Here is a 16,848-nt window from a genome sequence, read left to right as displayed (position 1 = left end):
GATGACACGGATTGCAACGATCATTGGCGGTGGGGTGATTGGCGGCGGCTGGGCGGCCCGGTTCCTTCTCAACGGGTGGGATGTGCGGGTGTTTGACCCCGACCCAGAGGCCGCGCGCAAGATCGGGGAGGTTTTGGACAATGCCCGCGCGTCGTTGCCGGGGCTTTATGATATGGCGCTGCCCGACGAGGGGACCTTGACGTTTCACGACACGATCAAGGAGGCGGTTGCGGGGGCGTCTTGGGTGCAGGAAAGCGTGCCGGAGCGGCTGGAGATCAAGCACCGCGTGTTCGCTGAGGTGCAGGCGCATCTGGACGCAGAGGCCGTGATTGGGTCTTCCACGTCGGGGTTCAAGCCGTCCCAGTTGCAGCAGGGGGCCAAGGACCCCAGCCAAATTGTCGTGACCCATCCGTTCAACCCCGTGTATCTGTTGCCCTTGGTTGAGCTGGTGCCGGGGGAGGCCCATGACGCCCGTGCTGTGGCCTGGGCGCAAAAGGTTCTGGAGAGCATCGGGATGTATCCGTTGCACGTCAAAAAGGAGATCGACGCACATATTGCCGATCGGTTCCTTGAGGCCGTGTGGCGCGAGGCGCTGTGGTTGGTCCGTGACGGGGTGGCGACCACGCAGGAGATCGACGAGGCGATCCGCATGGGGTTTGGTCTGCGCTGGGCGCAGATGGGGCTGTTTGAGACCTACCGCATTGCGGGGGGCGAAGCAGGGATGCGGCATTTCATTGAACAATTCGGCCCGTGCCTGAGCTGGCCCTGGACGAAGCTGATGGATGTGCCAGAGTTGACGGAGGATCTGATCGATCAGATCGCGGATCAGTCCGACGCGCAATCGGGTCAGTATTCGATCCGCGAATTGGAGCGCCACCGCGACGCCAATCTGGTGGGCATGATGCGCAGCCTGAAGGCGCGCGATTGGGGGGCAGGGGCGGTCATGGCGCAGCATGATCGCGCGCTGGCGGCCCGTGGTGCGATTGCTGAAACGTTGGAAGACCTGGCCGATCTGGGCGCGCCGGTTTTGACTGTCGATCGCGCGGTGCCGATTGATTGGACAGATTACAACGGCCACATGAACGAGGCGCGGTATTTGCAGGCCTTTGGTGATGCCACAGACCGGTTGATGCTGATTGTGGGCTGCACGCCTGACTATATCGAACAGGGCGGCAGTTATTTCACCGCCGAGACCCATATCCGCCATCTGGATGAGGTCCACGCAGGCGCGCGCATCCGGATCGAGAGCCAAGTGCTGGAGGGGGCGGGCAAGAAGATGCATCTGTTTCATCGTATGTTCGAAGGGGACCGTTTGTTGGCCACGGGTGAGCATATGTTGATCCACGTGAGCCTTGAGACCCGCCGCGCCAGCGATCCCGCGCCAAGTGTCGCGGACCCGCTGGCGCGTTTGGCCGCAGCCCATGCGGCCTTGCCGCAGCCTGACGGCGCGGGTGCTGCGGTGGGCAAACGCGGGTGAGACGGGTTTTGATCACCGCCGGGGCCTCGGGCATCGGGCGTGCGATGGGGGAGGCGTTTGACGCGGCCGGCGACGACGTTTGGGTGACAGATGTGGATGAGGCGGCCTTGGCGGCCTGTCCGGCCCGCTGGACCACGCGCCCGGTGGATGTGTCGGATGACGCGGCGATGAAGGCGTTTTTCGCCGAGATCGCCGCGGCGGGCGGTGTCGATGTGGTTTGCGCCAACGCAGGCGTGGCGGGGCCCACGGCCCTGGTGGAGGACGTCAGCTGGGCCGACTGGCAGGCTTGCGTCGACGTTACACTGGGCGGTGCGTTTCTGACGGCGAAATATGCAGCCCCCTTGATGAAAGCGGCGGGGGCTGGCGCGATTGTGCTGACGTCATCGACGGCCGGAGTGAACGGCTATCCCAATCGCGCGCCTTATGCAGCGGCCAAGTGGGGGGTCATCGGGTTGATGAAAACACTGGCGATGGAATTGGGCCCCTTCGGCGTGCGCGCCAATGCGATTTGCCCCGGAGCCGTTGAGGGCCCGCGCATGGAGGGCGTCATGGAGCGCGAGGCGGAGGCGAAGGGCATGACGCGGGACGAGGTGTTCCGGGGCTATGCCTCTGGCACGTCGATGCGGTGTTTTGTGCGGGCTGAAGATGTGGCGCAGATGGCGGTGTTCTTGGCCTCGGACGGGGCGGGGCGCGTATCGGGGCAGGTGATTTCGGTGGATGGTCATACGGAGAACCCCGACCCGAAGCCTTGAGGCTTGAGGCGGTGACGGACTGGGGCGCTGCCCCAGACCCCGAAGGTATTTGAGACCCAAAGAAACGGGCGGCTGGCAACTGGCAGCGTTCTGAGCCATGAGGGGGCATGGAGCCTTGGATTTATGTCACGCTGTTGGCCGCCACCGCGCAGGCGGTGCGGTTTGGGTTGCAACGTCACCTATCGGCCTCACGGTTGAGCACGGCGGGCGCGACCTTTGCGCGGTTTATGTATTCTGCGCCGTTGGTTGTGGCCGGGGTCTGGATCTATGCCAGCGTCACGGCGCAGGCCTTGCCTGCCATTCCGGCTGAGTTTTGGGCCTATGCCGCCTTTGGGGGCGCGGCGCAAATTTTGGCCACTATGTGTGTGGTGGCATTGTTTGCCTATCGCAACTTTGCTGTCGGGATCACGTTCAAGAAGACTGAAGTGTTGATGTCCGTGGGCGTTGGCCTGTTGATCTTGGGCGAAGGGGTGACGGTTTGGGCGATTGTTGCGATCCTGATCGGCCTTGTGGGCACGGTTGTTCTGTCGGACCCGCCAGAGAGGTCGGCGCAACCATGGCACCGGCGCATTTTCAACCGCGCGGTTGGGCTTGGCCTTATGTCAGGCGTTCTGTTTGGGTGTTCGGGCGTGGGCTATCGCGGAGCGTCGTTGTCGCTTGAGGGGGGCGATGTCTTTTTGCGGGCAACGCTGACCTTGGCCTGCGTCACAATGGGCCAAAGCCTCGCCATGGCCCTATACATGCGTTTGTTTGAAGCCGGTGAGATTGGCCGTGTTTTGGCGGCATGGCGCACGGCGGGTCTGGTCGGGATCACCAGTATGATCGGATCGACCTGCTGGTTCGTGGCCTTTACGATGCAGACGGTCGCCTATGTCAACGCGGTGGGGCAGGTGGAAATGCTGATGTCCTTGGCCATGTCCGTCTTTATTTTCCGCGAAAAAGTGGTGGCGCGCGAAATTCTGGGCGGCGGCCTTGTGTTGCTGTCGGTGGTTGTTTTGGTGTTGGTGACCTAAGGATCAAGCGGGCGTTTGCCTGCCAGACGGGTGACCAGATGGGCCTCATCCTCGTTGCGAAAAAACGGGATGTCGGGCGTCTTTCGCCCCTGAAGCCGGGCGGAGAGTTCGGCCAGAACGACCTCGGTGATAAACGGCAGATCAAGCGAGCGGGCGTCCGGCAGGGGGACCCACTGCAGGTGAGACAGTTCGTCTTCTGCGCGTGAGAAATCGTCAAGATCGGTGCGGATATGACGGGCATCCAGGCAAAAGAAGCGCGCGTCAAAGCGGCGGGGGCGTCCTTGGGGGGTCACCGCGCGAAAGATGAAATCGAAGTGGGCTGCGCTGGGGCGGTATCCGTGCGCTGCGAAATCCTGCCAGTCTGCGGGCGCATCGGGCCACAGCGCAGGGTCGCCGATGATCAGGCCGGTTTCTTCCCAGACCTCACGTACGGCAGCGGCGGCAAGGGCGTGGGGCGGCAGGTGGCTGTCTTGGGTCAGGGCTGTGGCGACATCAGCCCGCAGAGGGCTCTGCAGGGGTACATCCGTGTCCCCGTCATCGACTGCCCCGCCCGGAAAGACGAATTTATTGGGCATAAAGGCCGCGTTTGCGCCGCGTTGTCCCATCAGGATACGCGGGGCTGTTGCGGTGTCACGGACGATGATGACCGTGGCCGCATCGCGGATGGCGGGTGTGTTCTGGTGGTTGGTGATCGGCCTGTCCCCCCGGTGAGGGGTCAGCTGGTGCCCCCGAATCCATGCATGCGCCGCGCCCATTGGATGCCCACGATCATGCCCTTGAGACGAGGCAACAAATACAGACAAAGCGCAACACAAAGAATGGTCAGCACAGTGGCCATCACAAACGGATCAGGGCGCAAGTGCACCCAGACAATGTGCATCACAAAGCCTAGAATATGGGCCACCAACAGGATGGTCAGATAGGCGGGGCCGTCATCGGCGCGGTGGTGGTGCAGTTCTTCGTGGCACACGGGGCAGGTGTCTTTGACCTTAAGATAGCCGTCAAACAGCATCCCTTCGCCGCAGTTGGGACAGCGCCGGCGCAGCCCGCGCATCAGGGCGGGCTTGGTGGGGCGATCCTCTTCGGGGGCGGAATTGGCGTGGGTCATCTGGGGCCTCAAACATGTGGGCGTGGAGCACAGAGCGTCATGGCTCTTTTGCGCCTGTGCGGCCTGAAAGGACAGGGGTGAAAGTGTCGCGGGGACGATCCTTGCGGATTTTTTCCATTTTCAGCGACGGAAAGTGCGGGGCCGCCCGTTTAAAGTGCATTGGACCGGCTGGGCTGGCCCATCACAGATGAATGAAAACAAAGGAAACACTGAGATGAAAACTCCCCTCCTGATTGTTACGATTGCTGCGGGTCTGACCATGGCGGCCACGGCTGAGGCCCGTGACGGGCGTGGTGACCGGATGTCCTTGCCAAGCTTTGAGCAGCTGGATGCGGATGCCAGCGGTGGCGTGACACAGGCTGAAGTCGCGGCCTATATTGAAGCACAGGCGCAGGCCCGTTTTGCGGCGGCCGATGCAAACGGCGATGGTGCGTTGTCGGCGGACGAGATGTTGGCCCAAGCCGACAGTGCCCGGGCGGAGCGACTGGCGCGGCGCATTGCGGACCGGATCGAAAAGGCAGACACGAACGGCGACGGCCTGTTGCAGCAAAGTGAAATCCAAGCGGCCCGTGCTGACCGCGACGGGCACGGCGGGCGCCGTGGTGCATCGCCGGAGCGGATGTTTGAGCGTGCGGATGCCAATGAGGACGGCAGCCTGAGCGCGGAAGAATTCCAGCTGGCACTGGAGCGGATGCAGGAACGCGGATCGCGCCGCGACAACTAGGGTGCTGCGGTCGGGGGCAGATGGCCCCCGACCAGACCGCCCCGACCAGACCACCCCGTTTACTGCACCCTTGCGAGGGCCCCCTCCGCAATGGATAACTGCGCCGTAAGATGTACACCCCGCCGTTCCACATGAATGATGCCCACATGAATGATGATAGGCCCGATGCGGTTTTGCTGTCAGCCTTTGCCCTAGGGGACCGTCAGGCCGCGTTGGTTTTGACCCATCGGTTGACCCCACGGGTGATGGGGCAGGCCTACCGGATGCTGGGCGACCGCGCCGAGGCCGAAGATGTCGCGCAAGAGGCAATGATGCAGCTCTGGAAGATCGCGCCGAATTGGGACGCGGACCGCGCCAAGGTGACCACGTGGCTCTACCGGATCGTGGCCAACCTGTGCACGGACCGGCTGCGCAAATCCGGTCGGGGGGTTGATCTTGAGGCCGTGGCCGAGCCTGAAGATGATGCGCCCTCCGCCACGGACCGGATGCAAACGCAGGCGCGCGCACATGCGGTGCAGGCGGCTTTGGGCGATCTGCCTGAGCGGCAGGCGCAGGCGGTGGCGCTGCGCCACCTTGAAGATTTAAGCAATCCGCAGATTGCGGAGATTATGGACACCAGCGTGCGGACGGTCGAAAGTCTGATCGCGCGCGGGAAACGCGCCTTGGTCGCCCGATTGTCGGGTCGCAAGGCGGAACTGGGGTTTGAAGATGACACCTGAGACTGAAAACGATCTGGACGACCTTTTCGCAGACCTTGCCGCCGAGGACGTGCCCGTTTCGGACGCGCTGCTGGACCGTGTGATGATGGATGCTGACGCGGTTTTGGCAGCATCCGCCCCGCAGGCGCCCGCGCCGGTGGCACAAGGTTTGGGGGCGATGCTGCTGGAGGCGATTGGCGGTTGGCCCGCGTTTGGCGGGTTGGCGGCGGCCACGGTGGCGGGCGTCTGGCTGGGCGTGTCACCGCCCGCTGCGTTGTCGCCCCTGACCGAAAGCTTGGGCGGCAGCATGATCGAGGTGCCCTTGCTGGATGGCGATTTGCTCAGCGCGTTGGAAGGATAAGACATGACCCAGACTTCACATCCCACACCTTCGCCCAAACGCGGCAGATGGACGTCACGCTTGCTGGTGGTGTCTTTGGCCCTGAACCTGCTGATTTTGGGGGCGGGCGTGGGTTTTATGCTGTCTGACGGGGGGCGGGGTGGCCCGCCGCGCCTTGATTTGACATCCGGCGTGCTGACCCGCGCCATGGACGAGCCCCGCCGCGCCGCGGTGCGCGATGCCCTGCGCGACAGTGGTGCCTTTCGGCCAGCGGACCGCCGGTTGATCCGCGAAGATCTGCAGGTTTTGGTCGAGACGATCCGCGCTGAGACCTTTGATGCACAGATGTTTGAGGTTGTAATGTCGCGGCAGCTGTCGCGCCTGCAACAGGGGCAGCAAACAGTGTTGCGGGCCGTATCCGTGCAGGTCGCCGATATGTCGGCGGACGAGCGTGAGGCCTTTGCGGACCGGATTCAGGAGCAATTGCAACGCCGTGGCGGGGGTGAGCGTGGCGGGGGTGAGCGTGGCGGGGGTGAGCGCAGTGGCGGCGACCGCAACGCAAACAACTAAGGCCGCCAGATCGTCGGCTAAGCCGCCGCGAGACTGACCTTGTTGCGCCCGGTCAATTTGGCCTGATACAGGGCCAGATCCGCCGCGTTTACAAGCTCCCCCAGATCGTCGCAGAAGACGTCCGGCTCACGGCTTCCGTTCAGGCTGACCCCGACGGAGACCGTCACATCAATGCGTATCCCCCCGATGACATAGAAGGGGGAGGCGCCAATCAGCGCGCACAGACGTTCCGCAGCCGTGCGGGCGTGCACCACATCACTGTCGGGAATTGCCACCAGAAATTCTTCGCCCCCGATGCGGGCCAGCAGGTCAACGGCGCGCAGATTGTCCTGCAGCCGTCGGGCCACTTGTTTGAGGACGTCGTCACCGGCCGCATGGCCATAGGTGTCGTTGATGGCCTTGAAGTGATCGATATCAAGCACCATGACCGCAAATTGACGCCCCGAGCGGGTGCTGTCCTCGGCCAGACGGCCCAGATGCGGCAGCGCATAGCGGCGGTTGAACAGGCCGGTCAAAGGATCAGTAATGGCCGCCTGCAGGCCGGTTTCGACCGTGCGCCGCAACGCGTCTGCCTCGTGTTTGGCCTGAAGCAACACCGAACACCGATGGCGGATTTCAAGAATGTTGATGTCCGACAAAACGACGTCATTGGCGCCAAGATCAAGCGCCATAGCGGCGGCATGATTGTGTTGATTGGACAATAAAACAAGGATGCCGGAATGACGGGTGGCCGATTGGCTGCGCAGTTCGGACAGCAAGCGGTAAAGCGTGTTGTGATCGTTCAGCCCGGATCGGAAATCGAGCACGAACAGATCGTTCGTCCCGCCCTCAAGACTGCCGCTGATGATCTGGTGCACGTCTGCCACGCGGGCTCGGACGTTTTCCATCATCCCGGGCAGATGGTGCAGGGTGCGTTGTTCGCTGGCCGGTGACACCAAAACCAGTTGCGAGGGCGCTGAAAATCCGCCCACGGCCTCCGCAAAGCCCAAGGCCGTCCGCGTGCCTTCCCGCATGTGCAGTTCTTGCCGTGCATCACGGGCGCGCAGCAGGCTGCGGATGCGCGCCTGCAGGATGTGATCGTCAAAGGGGGTTGTCAGAATGTCGTCGGCCCCCGCCTCAAGCGCGTTGACGCGGTCTTGCGGGGTCGCAAATCCGCCGGTTGCGATCAGGGGGATCAGTTCGGTGCGGCTGTTGGCCTTCATATCGCGGCAAAATTGCAAGGCGTCGGCGCAGTCTTTGCTGGTGTCTACAATGACGAGGTCGGGCTGAGAAACTTCCATCTCCGTACGGGCTTCGCAGACGGACGCACACGGGCGCACGCGATATTGCGCGGCCAGAAGTTTCACCTTCAGCACGATCCGATTTGTTGCGACACAGTCTACGATAAGAATATCGCCAGCCATTCTTGCTTCCTTCCGAGCTTTCCCCCAATCTCGATTAACCTTAGTTTGGCGCTAAAATAGTTAAGAAACCCTTTCCACATCGGTAATCATAAATCATGTCCCCAGACCGTGCCGAACATATCGCCATTGCAGCCCTGATTTGGCTGTCCACCAACGAAGAGCTTTTGCCTGTTTTTCTTGGGTCTTCAGGGGCCTCAGCGCAGGATTTGAGGGCCCAGGCGGAAAGCCCCGCTTTCCTGGCGTCTGTGCTGGAATTTATCACGATGGATGACACTTGGGTGATGACGTTTTGCGACGCTGAGGGCCTAAAGTATGAAGATCCCCTAATGGCGCGTTATGCTTTGCCCGGCGCGGAAGCGGTCCACTGGACATGAGCGCGCGGCAGATCCGCGGGGTCGTATTCGACAAAGACGGGACCCTTTTTGATTTCAACGCAACCTGGGCTGTGTGGATGCAGGGGGTGTTGGAGGCCGAAACCCGAGGCGACAGCGCGCGCCGTTCGGCCCTTGCGGGGGCGTTGGGATTTGATCTGGACACCCTGCGCTTTGCCCCCACATCGCTGGTGATCGCCAGCACCGCGCGCGAGATTGCGCAGGCGGCGTTGCCCTATGTGGAGGAAACCGATGTGGACGTCTTGTTGGCGCGGTTGAATGCCATGGCCGCCGCCGCCCCTCAGGTCGAGGCGGCCCCGTTGGGGCCGTTCTTGGAAAGGCTGAAACATGCAGGGGTGTCTTTGGGGGTGGCCACGAACGACGGCGAGGCCCCCGCGCGGGCGCATCTGGCGGCGGCCGGTGTCTTGGACCGTTTCGATTTTGTGGCTGGGTCCGACAGCGGGTTTGGGGGCAAACCCGCGCCGGGCCAGTTGCTGGCGTTCTGCGAGGCTGTGGGGCTGGACCCTGCGCATTGCGTAATGGTCGGCGACAGCACCCATGATCTGGACGCAGGCCGCGCGGCGGGGATGACCTGTGTTGCCGTCCTGACGGGGATCGCTGGCCGGGGGGATCTGGCGCCTTTTGCCGACGTGGTCCTGCCGTCGATTGCGGATTTGCCCGACTGGTTGGGCGTCTGAAGCCCATCGCACGCGGTTTGCGACAAAAGATGTCGCAGTTTGCAGGGCGCGCCGACGGGGTGCTGTCACCTTGGACAAAAGTCGAAAGGTCAGATGGATGTCCCAACCCAGCCCCAAACGCCGCCGCTCTGGCGGGCGCGCTGCCAACACCGCAAAACGTCAGACGGCCGGCATCAACCAGATGCCGTGGCGGGTGCCCGTCAACACCGACCGCCCGACGGAGCCGTTGGACGAAGGCGGCGTGCAGGCCATCCATGATGGCGCGATGCGGGTGTTGGAAGAGATCGGCATCGAGTTTCTGAACGAAGAGGCGATTGCCCTGTTCAAGCAGGCCGGCTGTACCGTCGACGGAACAAATGTGAAGATGGGCCGCGATTGGGTGATGGAGATGATCGGGCAAGCGCCCGCACAATTTGACATAATTCCGCGCAACCCAGACAAGACGATCACGCTGGGCGGGGGTCATATCCTGTTCGGGAATGTGTCGTCTCCGCCCAATTATTATGACCTTGAGATCGGCAAAAAGGTGGCGGGCAACCGGAAGCAGTGTGCGGATCTTTTGCGGCTGACCCAATATTTCAACTGTATCCACTTTGCGGGCGGCTATCCGGTGGAGCCGGTGGATGTGCATGCCTCTGTCCGGCATCTGGATGTGGTCTTCGACAAGATGACCCTGACCGACAAGGTTGGACACGCCTATTCGCTGGGCAAGGAGCGGGTTGAGGATGTGATGGAGATGGTGCGCATCGCGGGCGGGCTGAGCGATGAGGACTTCGAGGCGGCGCCGCGGATGTACACCAACATCAACTCGACCTCTCCGCTCAAACACGACGTGCCGATGATTGACGGCTGTTTGCGCTGTGTGCGGCGGGGGCAGGCGGTGGTTGTGACGCCCTTTACCTTGGCGGGGGCCATGGCGCCGGTGACCATGTCGGGGGCTGTGACCTTGTCGATTGCCGAGGCGCTGTCGGCGATTGCGCTGTTTCAATACGTGCGCCCTGGCGCGCCCTGTGTGATCGGCACGTTCACCAGCAACGTCGACATGAAATCCGGCGCACCTGCCTTTGGGACGCCGGAATATATGCGCGCCACACAGATGACCGGCCAGATGGCGCGGTTTTACGGATTGCCCATGCGGTCCTCTGGCGTGTGCGCGGCCAATGTGCCTGACGGGCAGGCCATGTGGGAGACCTCGAACAGCCTGTGGGCGGCGGTGCAATCGGGCACCAACATGGTGTATCATGCGGCCGGTTGGTTGGAGGGCGGGCTGATCGCCAGCCCTGAGAAGTTCATCATGGATTGCGAAGTGTTGCAGATGATCCAGCGGTATATGGAGCCTGCCATCAGCGCGACGAGCCCTGGCGATATTGCCATTGATGCGATCAAGGAAGTGGGCCCCAACGGGCATTTCTTTGGCATTGAACACACGCAAGAGCGCTACGAGAGTGCGTTCTATTCGCCGTTTGTGTCGGATTGGCGGAACTTTGAGGCCTGGGAGGTCGCGGGTGGCACATGGACCGCTGAACGCGCCCATCACATGTTCAAGGACATCATCGCCAATTTCGAAGAGCCGCCGATGGATGCTGCGATCCGATCAGAGCTGGAGGATTTTGTGGCGCGCCGGAAGGCCGAGGGCGGCGCGCCCACCGATTTCTGAGAATTTGCGCCTGCGGCGGGCGGGGGGATCGGTTTTCTTCGAAAACCGATCCGGCATGAGAGGGAAGAGGGAGGGGGACGCTGTCCCCCCGCCGCTGCGCGGCGTCCCCCTGGCATATTTTTGAAACAGCGAAACAGGGTCGTTGATCGGCGGCGTTGGATTGGTGTGGACGCGTCAGCTGGGGTGCGTACTGTCGGGTGAGGCAGGAGGTGTGGCGTGACGGTGGAGATACGGGTCGGCGATTTTGACGCGTTTTTTGCGGCACCATTTGAGGCTTACGGCGCGGACAGCCCTTATGTGTCACCGCTGAAGGGGGATCTGCGGCGGTTATTGGGGGACGGCAATCCGCTGATTTCGGGTGCCGGGGACGGGGCGTTGACCTATTTCACGGCCCATCGCGGGGCCCGCGTCTTGGGGCGGATTACGGCCCATGTGCATGGGGCGTCAAACAGGTTGCATGAGGTGTCGCGCGGGTATTTCGGATATTTCGATTGTGTCGATGACCATGCGGTTGCGGCTGCGCTGTTGCGGGCGGCTGAGGCCTGGTGCCGCGCGCGGGGATTGCGCGAGATTGCGGGCAATTTCAACCTGACGGCCATGCAGCAGATTGGCGTGGTGACGGATGGGTTTGACCATGCGCCGTATCTGGATCAGGTCTGGTCACCGCCCCATATTGCGCGGCTTTTGGAGGCCAATGGCTACATTGCGACCTTTCCCATGGCCACGATGGAGGTGCGGGGGGTGCAAGAGGCCCCGTCGGTGCGTTTGTCGGACAAGAACCGCGCCATTTCAGAGGATCCGGAGTTTGCCTTTGCGCCAATTACGCGCCGCACACTGGCCCAGCGGTTGGAGGAGGCGCGGCTGATCCTGAATGCGTCCTTTGCAGACAATCCGATGTTTGTGCCGGTGAGCGCGGAGGAATTTCATTTTCAGGCCAAGGACATGAAGTGGGTCATGGACAAGCGCATCTCGGCGGTTTTGCATCATAAGGGCGCGCCGGCGGGCTGTGTGATTTGTGTGCCGGATATGAACCCGTTTTTGCGGCGCATCCGGTCTCGCCTCGGGCTGTCCACGCCGTGGCATTTTCTGCGCCATCGCAGGAGCAACACGCGGGCGGTGCTGATCTTTGCGGGCGTCATGCCGCATCTTCAGGGGCGCGGGGTCAATCCGGTTATTCTGGATCATGTGCTGACACGCGCCAAGGCCGCCGGATACACATCGGTGGGCAACACATGGGTTGCGGATGTGAACCCCATGAGCCTGGCGCAGGCGGAGAAGGCGGGCAGCACGCGGATGCACCGCCTGCATCTGTTTGCCAAGTCATTGGCGTAGGAAACGGGGCCGCAAGCCTTGCGGGTTGAACGGCCCGCGTTTCGATCACTCGTTTAAGCAGGCCGCGTAGGAGGCGGCGAGGGCTGTCAGGGTTGCGCGGTAGTGGGCGGGGCCCACCTCAAACGCGCCACCCATGGGATCGGCTACGGCGGTGCCCGCGTCGGTGTTTTCGCGGATCAGGTCGGACCATTCGGCCCGCGTCTGGTTGTCGGAGAGCACGCAATCGACATCATCAGCGGTGACCCTGTCCTGCAGTTCCGCGATCCGGTCGGGGCCCGGGATTGAGGCGTCGTCGAGGGCGATGGCGGCCAGTGCGGGGCGATCAAAGCGTGCGCCAAAGTACTGGTAGGCGTCGTGGGGCACGACAAGCGAACCGGCCGGGACGTCGGCCAGCGTCGCTGTGATCTCAGCCTCAAGGGCTTGCAGGTCGGCCACTGCGGCGACGGCGTTTGCACCGTAGAGGGCTGCGTTTTCGGGATCGATCGCGGCGAGGTCTTCGGCGATGATCACGACCCAATCTTGAGCGACTTGTGGGTCAAGCCAGGCATGGGGATCCACGCGGGCTTCGTCTTTGTGATCGTCTTCGTGGGCGTGATCGTCATGGTCTTCGTGGCCGTGATCGTCGTGGTCCCCGTGTTCTTCGTGCTCGTCATGGTCCCCGTGATCATGCTCATCGTGATCATGCTTTTCTTCATGATCGTCATGCCCGTGATCGTCATGCCCGTGCTCGCTATGCTCATCGTGGTCATCATGTCCGTGGCCGTGCGACCCGTGGTCGTGCCCGTCATCGAAGGCGGCGTCTGTGCGGAGCATCAAGGGCTCCCACCCTTCGGCCTCCAGCAGGACCAGCTGGCTGACGTCGCCGCCCAAGGTCGACACGGCCTCATCCAGCCATGGGGTCAGGGCAGGGCCGACCCAGATCACCAGATCGGCGTTTTGCAAACTTGCGGCCTGATCAAAGCCAAACTGGAAATCGTGCGGAGAGGCGCCACCTGCGACCAACACATCCGGGTCGCCCACACCCGCCATGACCTGCGCCACGAGGGAGTGCACAGGCGCGATGTCTGTCACGACTTTGGGCGGTTCGGCATAGGCAAAGACTGGCAGGGCGGTCAGGGTGGCGGCGAGGGGGAGGCGCATGGGATTCTTCCTTGTCGGCGTGTTCGTGGGATGGCATAATAGATATGTTATAACATTACAACTCCTCTTTCGAAGGGCGGACGTATTCCGATGGCTGATCAGCCTTCCAGTTTTCATGACCATGATCATGACCAATGTGTTGCGACTGCGTTAAGTGCAGCGGATGCGGCCTGTGCGGCGCAAAACCTGCGGCTGACCCCTGTGCGTCGCCGCACGCTTGAGATCTTGTTAGAGGCGCATGAGGCCTTGGGGGCCTATGATGTTCTGGCGCGGCTGGATGCGGAAGGGTTCGGATCAAAACCCCCCGTCGCTTACCGCGCGTTGACGTTTCTGGTTGAGGCCGGTTTGGCGCACCGGATCGAACGGTTGAACGCCTTTGTGGCCTGTGCGCGCCCTGACGAAGTGCATGACCCTGCGTTTTTGATTTGCAACAGGTGTGGCATTGTGGCCGAAGGGGAGGCGGGCGACGCGATGAGCCCTGCGGCCTCAGCCACTGGTTTTCAGATTGACCGCACGGTGGTAGAGGCCACGGGCGTCTGCCCGGCCTGTCAGGATCCCGCATGAGTTTGCCGAAATGAGTTTGATCCAAGCCACCCATATTGATGTGCGCCATGGGGCGACCCATGCGGTGCAGGGTGTGAATGTGACGCTTGAGGCAGGGGAAATCGTCACGATTGTCGGCCCCAACGGGTCCGGCAAATCGACCTTGCTGCGCGCGTTGATCGGGGCCGTTCCGGTGGATGGTGGGACGATCAAGGCGGCTGAGGGGTTGCGGGTCGGCTATGTGCCACAAAAGCTGCATATCGATCCCACGTTGCCTTTGACCGTGCGACGGTTTTTGAACCTGCCCAAACGGGTGCCCACGGCCAAAGCGCGTGAGGCGCTGGCCCGCACTGGCGTGGATCATCTGGAGAAACGTCAATTGGCTGGACTGTCGGGGGGCCAGTTGCAGAGGGTGCTTTTGGCGCGGGCGATTTTGAACAGGCCACAGGTGCTGGTGTTGGATGAGCCGACGCAGGGCCTTGATCAGCCAGCCTCTGCCGCGTTTTACCGCCTGATTGAGGCGCTGCGCGATGAATTGGGCTGTGCTGTGTTGATGGTCAGCCATGAATTGCACGTAGTGATGTCTGCCACAGACCGCGTCATTTGCATGAACGGCCACATCTGCTGCGAAGGCACGCCTGAGGTTGTCACCGCCGCCCCCGCCTATCGGGAGTTGTTTGGCACGGGCACGGGGGGCGCCTTGGCCCTTTACCGGCACGAACATAATCACGATCATCATGAGCATGGCTGTGACCATGATCCTGCATCGGTCCTTTCAGCGGAAGACCCCGTCTCTTGAGCCTATTGGATGATTTTATGGTGCGCGCGCTGCTGGCGGGCGTGGGCACGGCGCTGGCCTGCGGGGCCTTGGGGTGTTTTATCGTTTGGCGGCGCATGGCCTATTTCGGGGATGCGACGGCCCATGCGGCAATCTTGGGTGTGGCGCTGGCGTTGATGTTTTCCATTTCGGTGCCCTTGGGCGTGCTGATTGTGGCGCTGGCCATGGGGCTGTTGGTGGGGTCATTGTCGGGGGCGACGATCACGCCGGACAGCCTGCTCGGCGTGTTGTCCCACGGGGCGCTGGCGCTGGGGCTTGTGGCGGTGTCTTTGATGCCGGGCACGCGGATTGATCTGGATGCGTATTTGTTTGGCGACATTCTGGTGGTGTCGCGCATGGATTTGATCGTGATCTGGGGCGGGGCGGCTGTTGTTCTGGCGGTGTTGGCGTGGCGCTGGCAGGCGCTGTTGGCTGAAGTGTTGTCCAATGATTTGGCCCATGCTGCCGGTTTGCACCCAGCGCGCGACCGGCTGTTTTTGACGTTGCTGGTGGCGATGGTTGTTGCGGTGTCGATCAAGGTGGTGGGCGCCTTGTTGATCACCGCGATGTTGATCATCCCTGCCGCCGCCGCCCGCATGATCGCCCGCGGACCTGAGGCGATGGCGGTGTGGGCCACATGCATCGGGATTGTGGCCTCTGCCGGGGGGCTTTATGCGGCGCGGTTTGTGGGCACGCCTGCGGGGCCGTCGATTATTGTGGCAGCGGCGGCGTTGTTTTGTGTCACAGCCGCTGCCGGTCGTTTGCGCGGCTGAGGGCCGTTTTCAGGTATTTTTGACCCAAAGAAACAGGGCGCGCGCGCTGTTGGCAGGTGCTGCGTCAGGCGTCGGTGTCGAGCCAGAGGGTGACAGGCCCGTCGTTGACCAGACTGACAGCCATGTCCGCGCCAAACTGGCCGGTTTGGGTGGGCACGAGGGCGGCCATTTCTTTTGCGAAGGCAGCGTAGAGCCGTTCGCCTTCGGCGGGGGGCGCGGCCTGAGAGAAGCCGGGGCGGTTGCCGCGACGGGTGTCGGCGGCCAGCGTGAATTGGCTGACGACGAGAGCTTGGCCGCCGATGTCGGTCAGGGATCGGTTCATGCGGCCCTCGTCATCTTTGAAGATCCGCAGTTTGCCGATTTTGGCGGCCAGTTTGGCGGGCAGATCTTCCGTATCGCCTTGCATGGCGCACACCAGAATGAGCATGCCCGCGCCACATTCCCCCACCAGCGCACCGTCCACATGAACCTGCGCAGAGGTGACCCGTTGGATCAGCGCCCTCATATTTCGTGGGCCCAAGGCGGGTTGGCGCCAGCGCGCGACACGGTGATGGCGGCGGCGGTGACGCCCAAGGTCAGGGCATTACGGATTTCGTCTTCGGTCAGGTTGGTGATGCGGTCTTTGGTCAGGCAGCCCGCACGGTCGAGGCCTGCCAGAAGGCCCGCGTTGAAGGTGTCGCCCGCGCCCACGGTGTCCACGACTTCGGTTTTCGGGGCGGGCACGAAGACCTCATGGTTTGCGTTGTATCCGGTGACGCCTTTGGCGCCTTCGGTGATGCAGACCAGTTTGGCGCCCTTGGCCACCAGACCACGGGCGAGATCGGCCAGATCGCCATTGCCTTGCAGCCAGTGCAGGTCTTCGTCGCTGAGTTTGATGATGTCGGCGGCCCCCATCATGCGCGCAATCCGCGCGCGAAAGGCGGTCTCGTCCGAGATAAAGGACGGGCGAATGTTCGGGTCGATCATGGTGACGCGGGTTTCGGCGTGATCCAGCATCATCGCCTCATAGACGTCACCGCAGCCGGGGGCCACGAGCGAAATTCCCCCAAACAAAAGTGCATCGGCCTGCGTCTGAGGGGCAGCCCCCACGGTGCGCATGGCCGAGTTTTCGTCATAGAACGCGTAGGTTGCTTGACCGTCGACCAGCTTGACAAAGGCTACGGTACACGGCGCGGCCAGCCGGGGGGAGGGGCTGTGATCAACGCCCGCGTTTTCAAGGGCGTTGCGCAACACATCGCCGAGAAAATCCGAGGACATCCCGCAAAAGAGCTGTGTGTCGACGCCCAGCCGACCCAACCCGATCGCAGTGTTGAGGGCCGCCCCGCCTGAAACAGGAACAAAGGCCTGTTCGCCTGCCTCCGTTGTGCGGGGCAGCATGTCAATCAGGGCTTCGCCACAGGTTAAGATCATCGTGTCCTCCAAATAAGTTTAC

Annotated in this window: 20 protein-coding genes; 14 read left to right on the top strand and 6 right to left on the bottom strand. The window is 62.5% G+C overall.

Going from position 1 to position 16,848, the window contains the following annotated elements; translation table 11 throughout:
• Position 1: 1 nt before the first annotated feature.
• The 3 genes from PSJ8397_RS04810 to PSJ8397_RS04800 all read left to right on the top strand — a co-directional run bounded on the left by PSJ8397_RS04810 (position 2) and on the right by PSJ8397_RS04800 (position 3,242).
• Positions 2 to 1,477 carry a carnitine 3-dehydrogenase gene (locus PSJ8397_RS04810; protein ID WP_085863378.1) on the top strand — a complete coding sequence of 492 codons (1,476 nt, stop codon included), beginning with the start codon at positions 2 to 4 and terminating at the stop codon, positions 1,475 to 1,477.
• The gene (locus tag PSJ8397_RS04805; RefSeq protein WP_085863377.1) at positions 1,474 to 2,229 is read left to right on the top strand and encodes an SDR family oxidoreductase; all 756 of its coding nucleotides are present in this window, start codon (positions 1,474 to 1,476) and stop codon (positions 2,227 to 2,229) included. The genes PSJ8397_RS04810 and PSJ8397_RS04805 overlap by 4 nt, the downstream gene beginning before the upstream one ends.
• A 107-nt stretch (positions 2,230 to 2,336) precedes the next feature.
• Positions 2,337 to 3,242 carry an EamA family transporter gene (locus tag PSJ8397_RS04800; protein WP_085863376.1) on the top strand — a complete coding sequence of 302 codons (906 nt, stop codon included), beginning with the start codon at positions 2,337 to 2,339 and terminating at the stop codon, positions 3,240 to 3,242.
• On the opposite strand, the gene PSJ8397_RS04795 is transcribed toward PSJ8397_RS04800, so the two are convergent.
• Positions 3,239 to 3,997: an NUDIX hydrolase gene (locus PSJ8397_RS04795; protein ID WP_143515340.1), complete on the bottom strand. Its 759-nt coding sequence runs from the start codon at positions 3,995 to 3,997 to the stop codon at positions 3,239 to 3,241. The two genes, PSJ8397_RS04800 and PSJ8397_RS04795, sit on opposite strands and share 4 nt — an antisense overlap.
• Positions 3,958 to 4,350 (bottom strand): DUF983 domain-containing protein, encoded by a 393-nt coding sequence (locus PSJ8397_RS04790; protein WP_085863375.1) that lies wholly within the window; start codon positions 4,348 to 4,350, stop codon positions 3,958 to 3,960. The genes PSJ8397_RS04795 and PSJ8397_RS04790 overlap by 40 nt, the downstream gene beginning before the upstream one ends.
• 214 nt (positions 4,351 to 4,564) lie before the next feature.
• Here PSJ8397_RS04790 and PSJ8397_RS04785 point away from each other — a divergent pair, with 214 nt between their 5' ends.
• The 4 genes from PSJ8397_RS04785 to PSJ8397_RS04770 all read left to right on the top strand — a co-directional run bounded on the left by PSJ8397_RS04785 (position 4,565) and on the right by PSJ8397_RS04770 (position 6,682).
• Entirely contained in the window at positions 4,565 to 5,074 is a 510-nt protein-coding gene (locus PSJ8397_RS04785; RefSeq protein ID WP_085863374.1) for an EF-hand domain-containing protein, read from the top strand.
• A 146-nt stretch (positions 5,075 to 5,220) separates the two neighbouring features.
• Entirely contained in the window at positions 5,221 to 5,793 is a 573-nt protein-coding gene (locus PSJ8397_RS04780; RefSeq protein ID WP_235000571.1) for a sigma-70 family RNA polymerase sigma factor, read from the top strand.
• Positions 5,783 to 6,133: a hypothetical protein gene (locus PSJ8397_RS04775; RefSeq protein WP_085863373.1), complete on the top strand. Its 351-nt coding sequence runs from the start codon at positions 5,783 to 5,785 to the stop codon at positions 6,131 to 6,133. The genes PSJ8397_RS04780 and PSJ8397_RS04775 overlap by 11 nt, the downstream gene beginning before the upstream one ends.
• Before the next feature lie 3 nt (positions 6,134 to 6,136).
• A complete protein-coding gene (locus PSJ8397_RS04770; RefSeq protein ID WP_085863372.1) occupies positions 6,137 to 6,682 on the top strand; it encodes a periplasmic heavy metal sensor in 546 nt (181 codons plus the stop codon).
• Positions 6,683 to 6,699: 17 nt separating this feature from the next.
• On the opposite strand, the gene PSJ8397_RS04765 is transcribed toward PSJ8397_RS04770, so the two are convergent.
• Entirely contained in the window at positions 6,700 to 8,085 is a 1,386-nt protein-coding gene (locus tag PSJ8397_RS04765) for a diguanylate cyclase (RefSeq protein ID WP_085863371.1), read from the bottom strand.
• Positions 8,086 to 8,180: 95 nt separating this feature from the next.
• On the opposite strand from PSJ8397_RS04765, the gene PSJ8397_RS04760 reads away from it, so the two are divergent.
• The 4 genes from PSJ8397_RS04760 (at position 8,181) to PSJ8397_RS04745 (ending at position 12,143) form a co-directional block, all read left to right on the top strand.
• Positions 8,181 to 8,459: a DUF3572 domain-containing protein gene (locus tag PSJ8397_RS04760; RefSeq protein WP_085863370.1), complete on the top strand. Its 279-nt coding sequence runs from the start codon at positions 8,181 to 8,183 to the stop codon at positions 8,457 to 8,459.
• Positions 8,456 to 9,154 carry an HAD family hydrolase gene (locus PSJ8397_RS04755; RefSeq protein WP_085863369.1) on the top strand — a complete coding sequence of 233 codons (699 nt, stop codon included), beginning with the start codon at positions 8,456 to 8,458 and terminating at the stop codon, positions 9,152 to 9,154. Before PSJ8397_RS04760 ends, PSJ8397_RS04755 begins: the two co-directional genes overlap by 4 nt.
• 97 nt (positions 9,155 to 9,251) lie before the next feature.
• Positions 9,252 to 10,811 (top strand): trimethylamine methyltransferase family protein, encoded by a 1,560-nt coding sequence (locus tag PSJ8397_RS04750; RefSeq protein ID WP_085863368.1) that lies wholly within the window; start codon positions 9,252 to 9,254, stop codon positions 10,809 to 10,811.
• A 216-nt stretch (positions 10,812 to 11,027) separates the two neighbouring features.
• Positions 11,028 to 12,143, top strand: coding sequence for a GNAT family N-acetyltransferase (locus tag PSJ8397_RS04745; RefSeq protein WP_085863367.1), 1,116 nt, complete (start codon positions 11,028 to 11,030; stop codon positions 12,141 to 12,143).
• Between the two features lie 45 nt (positions 12,144 to 12,188).
• On the opposite strand, the gene PSJ8397_RS04740 is transcribed toward PSJ8397_RS04745, so the two are convergent.
• The gene (locus PSJ8397_RS04740; RefSeq protein ID WP_085863366.1) at positions 12,189 to 13,283 is read right to left on the bottom strand and encodes a zinc ABC transporter substrate-binding protein; all 1,095 of its coding nucleotides are present in this window, start codon (positions 13,281 to 13,283) and stop codon (positions 12,189 to 12,191) included.
• 90 nt (positions 13,284 to 13,373) lie between these two features.
• Here PSJ8397_RS04740 and PSJ8397_RS04735 point away from each other — a divergent pair, with 90 nt between their 5' ends.
• From PSJ8397_RS04735 to PSJ8397_RS04725, 3 genes are read left to right on the top strand one after another with little or no spacing between them, the layout of a single operon-like run.
• Complete coding sequence (locus PSJ8397_RS04735) at positions 13,374 to 13,847, top strand: Fur family transcriptional regulator (RefSeq protein WP_085863365.1); 474 nt, start codon at positions 13,374 to 13,376, stop codon at positions 13,845 to 13,847.
• Between the two features lie 10 nt (positions 13,848 to 13,857).
• Positions 13,858 to 14,625 (top strand): ATP-binding cassette domain-containing protein, encoded by a 768-nt coding sequence (locus tag PSJ8397_RS04730; protein ID WP_085863364.1) that lies wholly within the window; start codon positions 13,858 to 13,860, stop codon positions 14,623 to 14,625.
• Between the two features lie 17 nt (positions 14,626 to 14,642).
• Complete coding sequence (locus PSJ8397_RS04725; RefSeq protein ID WP_085863363.1) at positions 14,643 to 15,416, top strand: metal ABC transporter permease; 774 nt, start codon at positions 14,643 to 14,645, stop codon at positions 15,414 to 15,416.
• A gap of 64 nt (positions 15,417 to 15,480) precedes the next feature.
• Here PSJ8397_RS04725 and dtd read toward each other — a convergent pair whose 3' ends face one another.
• Positions 15,481 to 15,921: a D-aminoacyl-tRNA deacylase gene (gene dtd, locus PSJ8397_RS04720; protein ID WP_085863362.1), complete on the bottom strand. Its 441-nt coding sequence runs from the start codon at positions 15,919 to 15,921 to the stop codon at positions 15,481 to 15,483.
• The gene (locus PSJ8397_RS04715; RefSeq protein ID WP_085863361.1) at positions 15,918 to 16,826 is read right to left on the bottom strand and encodes a carbohydrate kinase family protein; all 909 of its coding nucleotides are present in this window, start codon (positions 16,824 to 16,826) and stop codon (positions 15,918 to 15,920) included. Before PSJ8397_RS04715 ends, dtd begins: the two co-directional genes overlap by 4 nt.
• Positions 16,827 to 16,848: the final 22 nt, after the last annotated feature.

Origin of the sequence: Pseudooctadecabacter jejudonensis (assembly GCF_900172275.1) — a bacterium.
Lineage (GTDB): Bacteria > Pseudomonadota > Alphaproteobacteria > Rhodobacterales > Rhodobacteraceae > Octadecabacter > Octadecabacter jejudonensis.
This window is presented reverse-complemented; position numbering and strand designations above follow the sequence as displayed.

What these genes read in the sequence shown, in the direction of transcription:
- PSJ8397_RS04790 (WP_085863375.1), bottom strand. Translation starts at nt 4,350, where the DNA reads ATGACCCACGCCAATTCCGCCCCCGAAGAGGATCGCCCCACCAAGCCC.
- PSJ8397_RS04800 (WP_085863376.1), top strand. Translation starts at nt 2,337, where the DNA reads ATGGAGCCTTGGATTTATGTCACGCTGTTGGCCGCCACCGCGCAGGCG.
- PSJ8397_RS04765 (WP_085863371.1), bottom strand. Translation starts at nt 8,085, where the DNA reads ATGGCTGGCGATATTCTTATCGTAGACTGTGTCGCAACAAATCGGATC.
- PSJ8397_RS04785 (WP_085863374.1), top strand. Translation starts at nt 4,565, where the DNA reads ATGAAAACTCCCCTCCTGATTGTTACGATTGCTGCGGGTCTGACCATG.
- PSJ8397_RS04780 (WP_235000571.1), top strand. Translation starts at nt 5,221, where the DNA reads ATGAATGATGATAGGCCCGATGCGGTTTTGCTGTCAGCCTTTGCCCTA.
- PSJ8397_RS04795 (WP_143515340.1), bottom strand. Translation starts at nt 3,997, where the DNA reads ATGGGCGCGGCGCATGCATGGATTCGGGGGCACCAGCTGACCCCTCAC.
- PSJ8397_RS04810 (WP_085863378.1), top strand. Translation starts at nt 2, where the DNA reads ATGACACGGATTGCAACGATCATTGGCGGTGGGGTGATTGGCGGCGGC.
- PSJ8397_RS04770 (WP_085863372.1), top strand. Translation starts at nt 6,137, where the DNA reads ATGACCCAGACTTCACATCCCACACCTTCGCCCAAACGCGGCAGATGG.
- PSJ8397_RS04715 (WP_085863361.1), bottom strand. Translation starts at nt 16,826, where the DNA reads ATGATCTTAACCTGTGGCGAAGCCCTGATTGACATGCTGCCCCGCACA.
- PSJ8397_RS04760 (WP_085863370.1), top strand. Translation starts at nt 8,181, where the DNA reads ATGTCCCCAGACCGTGCCGAACATATCGCCATTGCAGCCCTGATTTGG.
- PSJ8397_RS04750 (WP_085863368.1), top strand. Translation starts at nt 9,252, where the DNA reads ATGTCCCAACCCAGCCCCAAACGCCGCCGCTCTGGCGGGCGCGCTGCC.
- PSJ8397_RS04725 (WP_085863363.1), top strand. Translation starts at nt 14,643, where the DNA reads ATGGTGCGCGCGCTGCTGGCGGGCGTGGGCACGGCGCTGGCCTGCGGG.
- PSJ8397_RS04735 (WP_085863365.1), top strand. Translation starts at nt 13,374, where the DNA reads ATGGCTGATCAGCCTTCCAGTTTTCATGACCATGATCATGACCAATGT.
- PSJ8397_RS04775 (WP_085863373.1), top strand. Translation starts at nt 5,783, where the DNA reads ATGACACCTGAGACTGAAAACGATCTGGACGACCTTTTCGCAGACCTT.
- dtd (WP_085863362.1), bottom strand. Translation starts at nt 15,921, where the DNA reads ATGAGGGCGCTGATCCAACGGGTCACCTCTGCGCAGGTTCATGTGGAC.
- PSJ8397_RS04740 (WP_085863366.1), bottom strand. Translation starts at nt 13,283, where the DNA reads ATGCGCCTCCCCCTCGCCGCCACCCTGACCGCCCTGCCAGTCTTTGCC.
- PSJ8397_RS04730 (WP_085863364.1), top strand. Translation starts at nt 13,858, where the DNA reads ATGAGTTTGATCCAAGCCACCCATATTGATGTGCGCCATGGGGCGACC.
- PSJ8397_RS04755 (WP_085863369.1), top strand. Translation starts at nt 8,456, where the DNA reads ATGAGCGCGCGGCAGATCCGCGGGGTCGTATTCGACAAAGACGGGACC.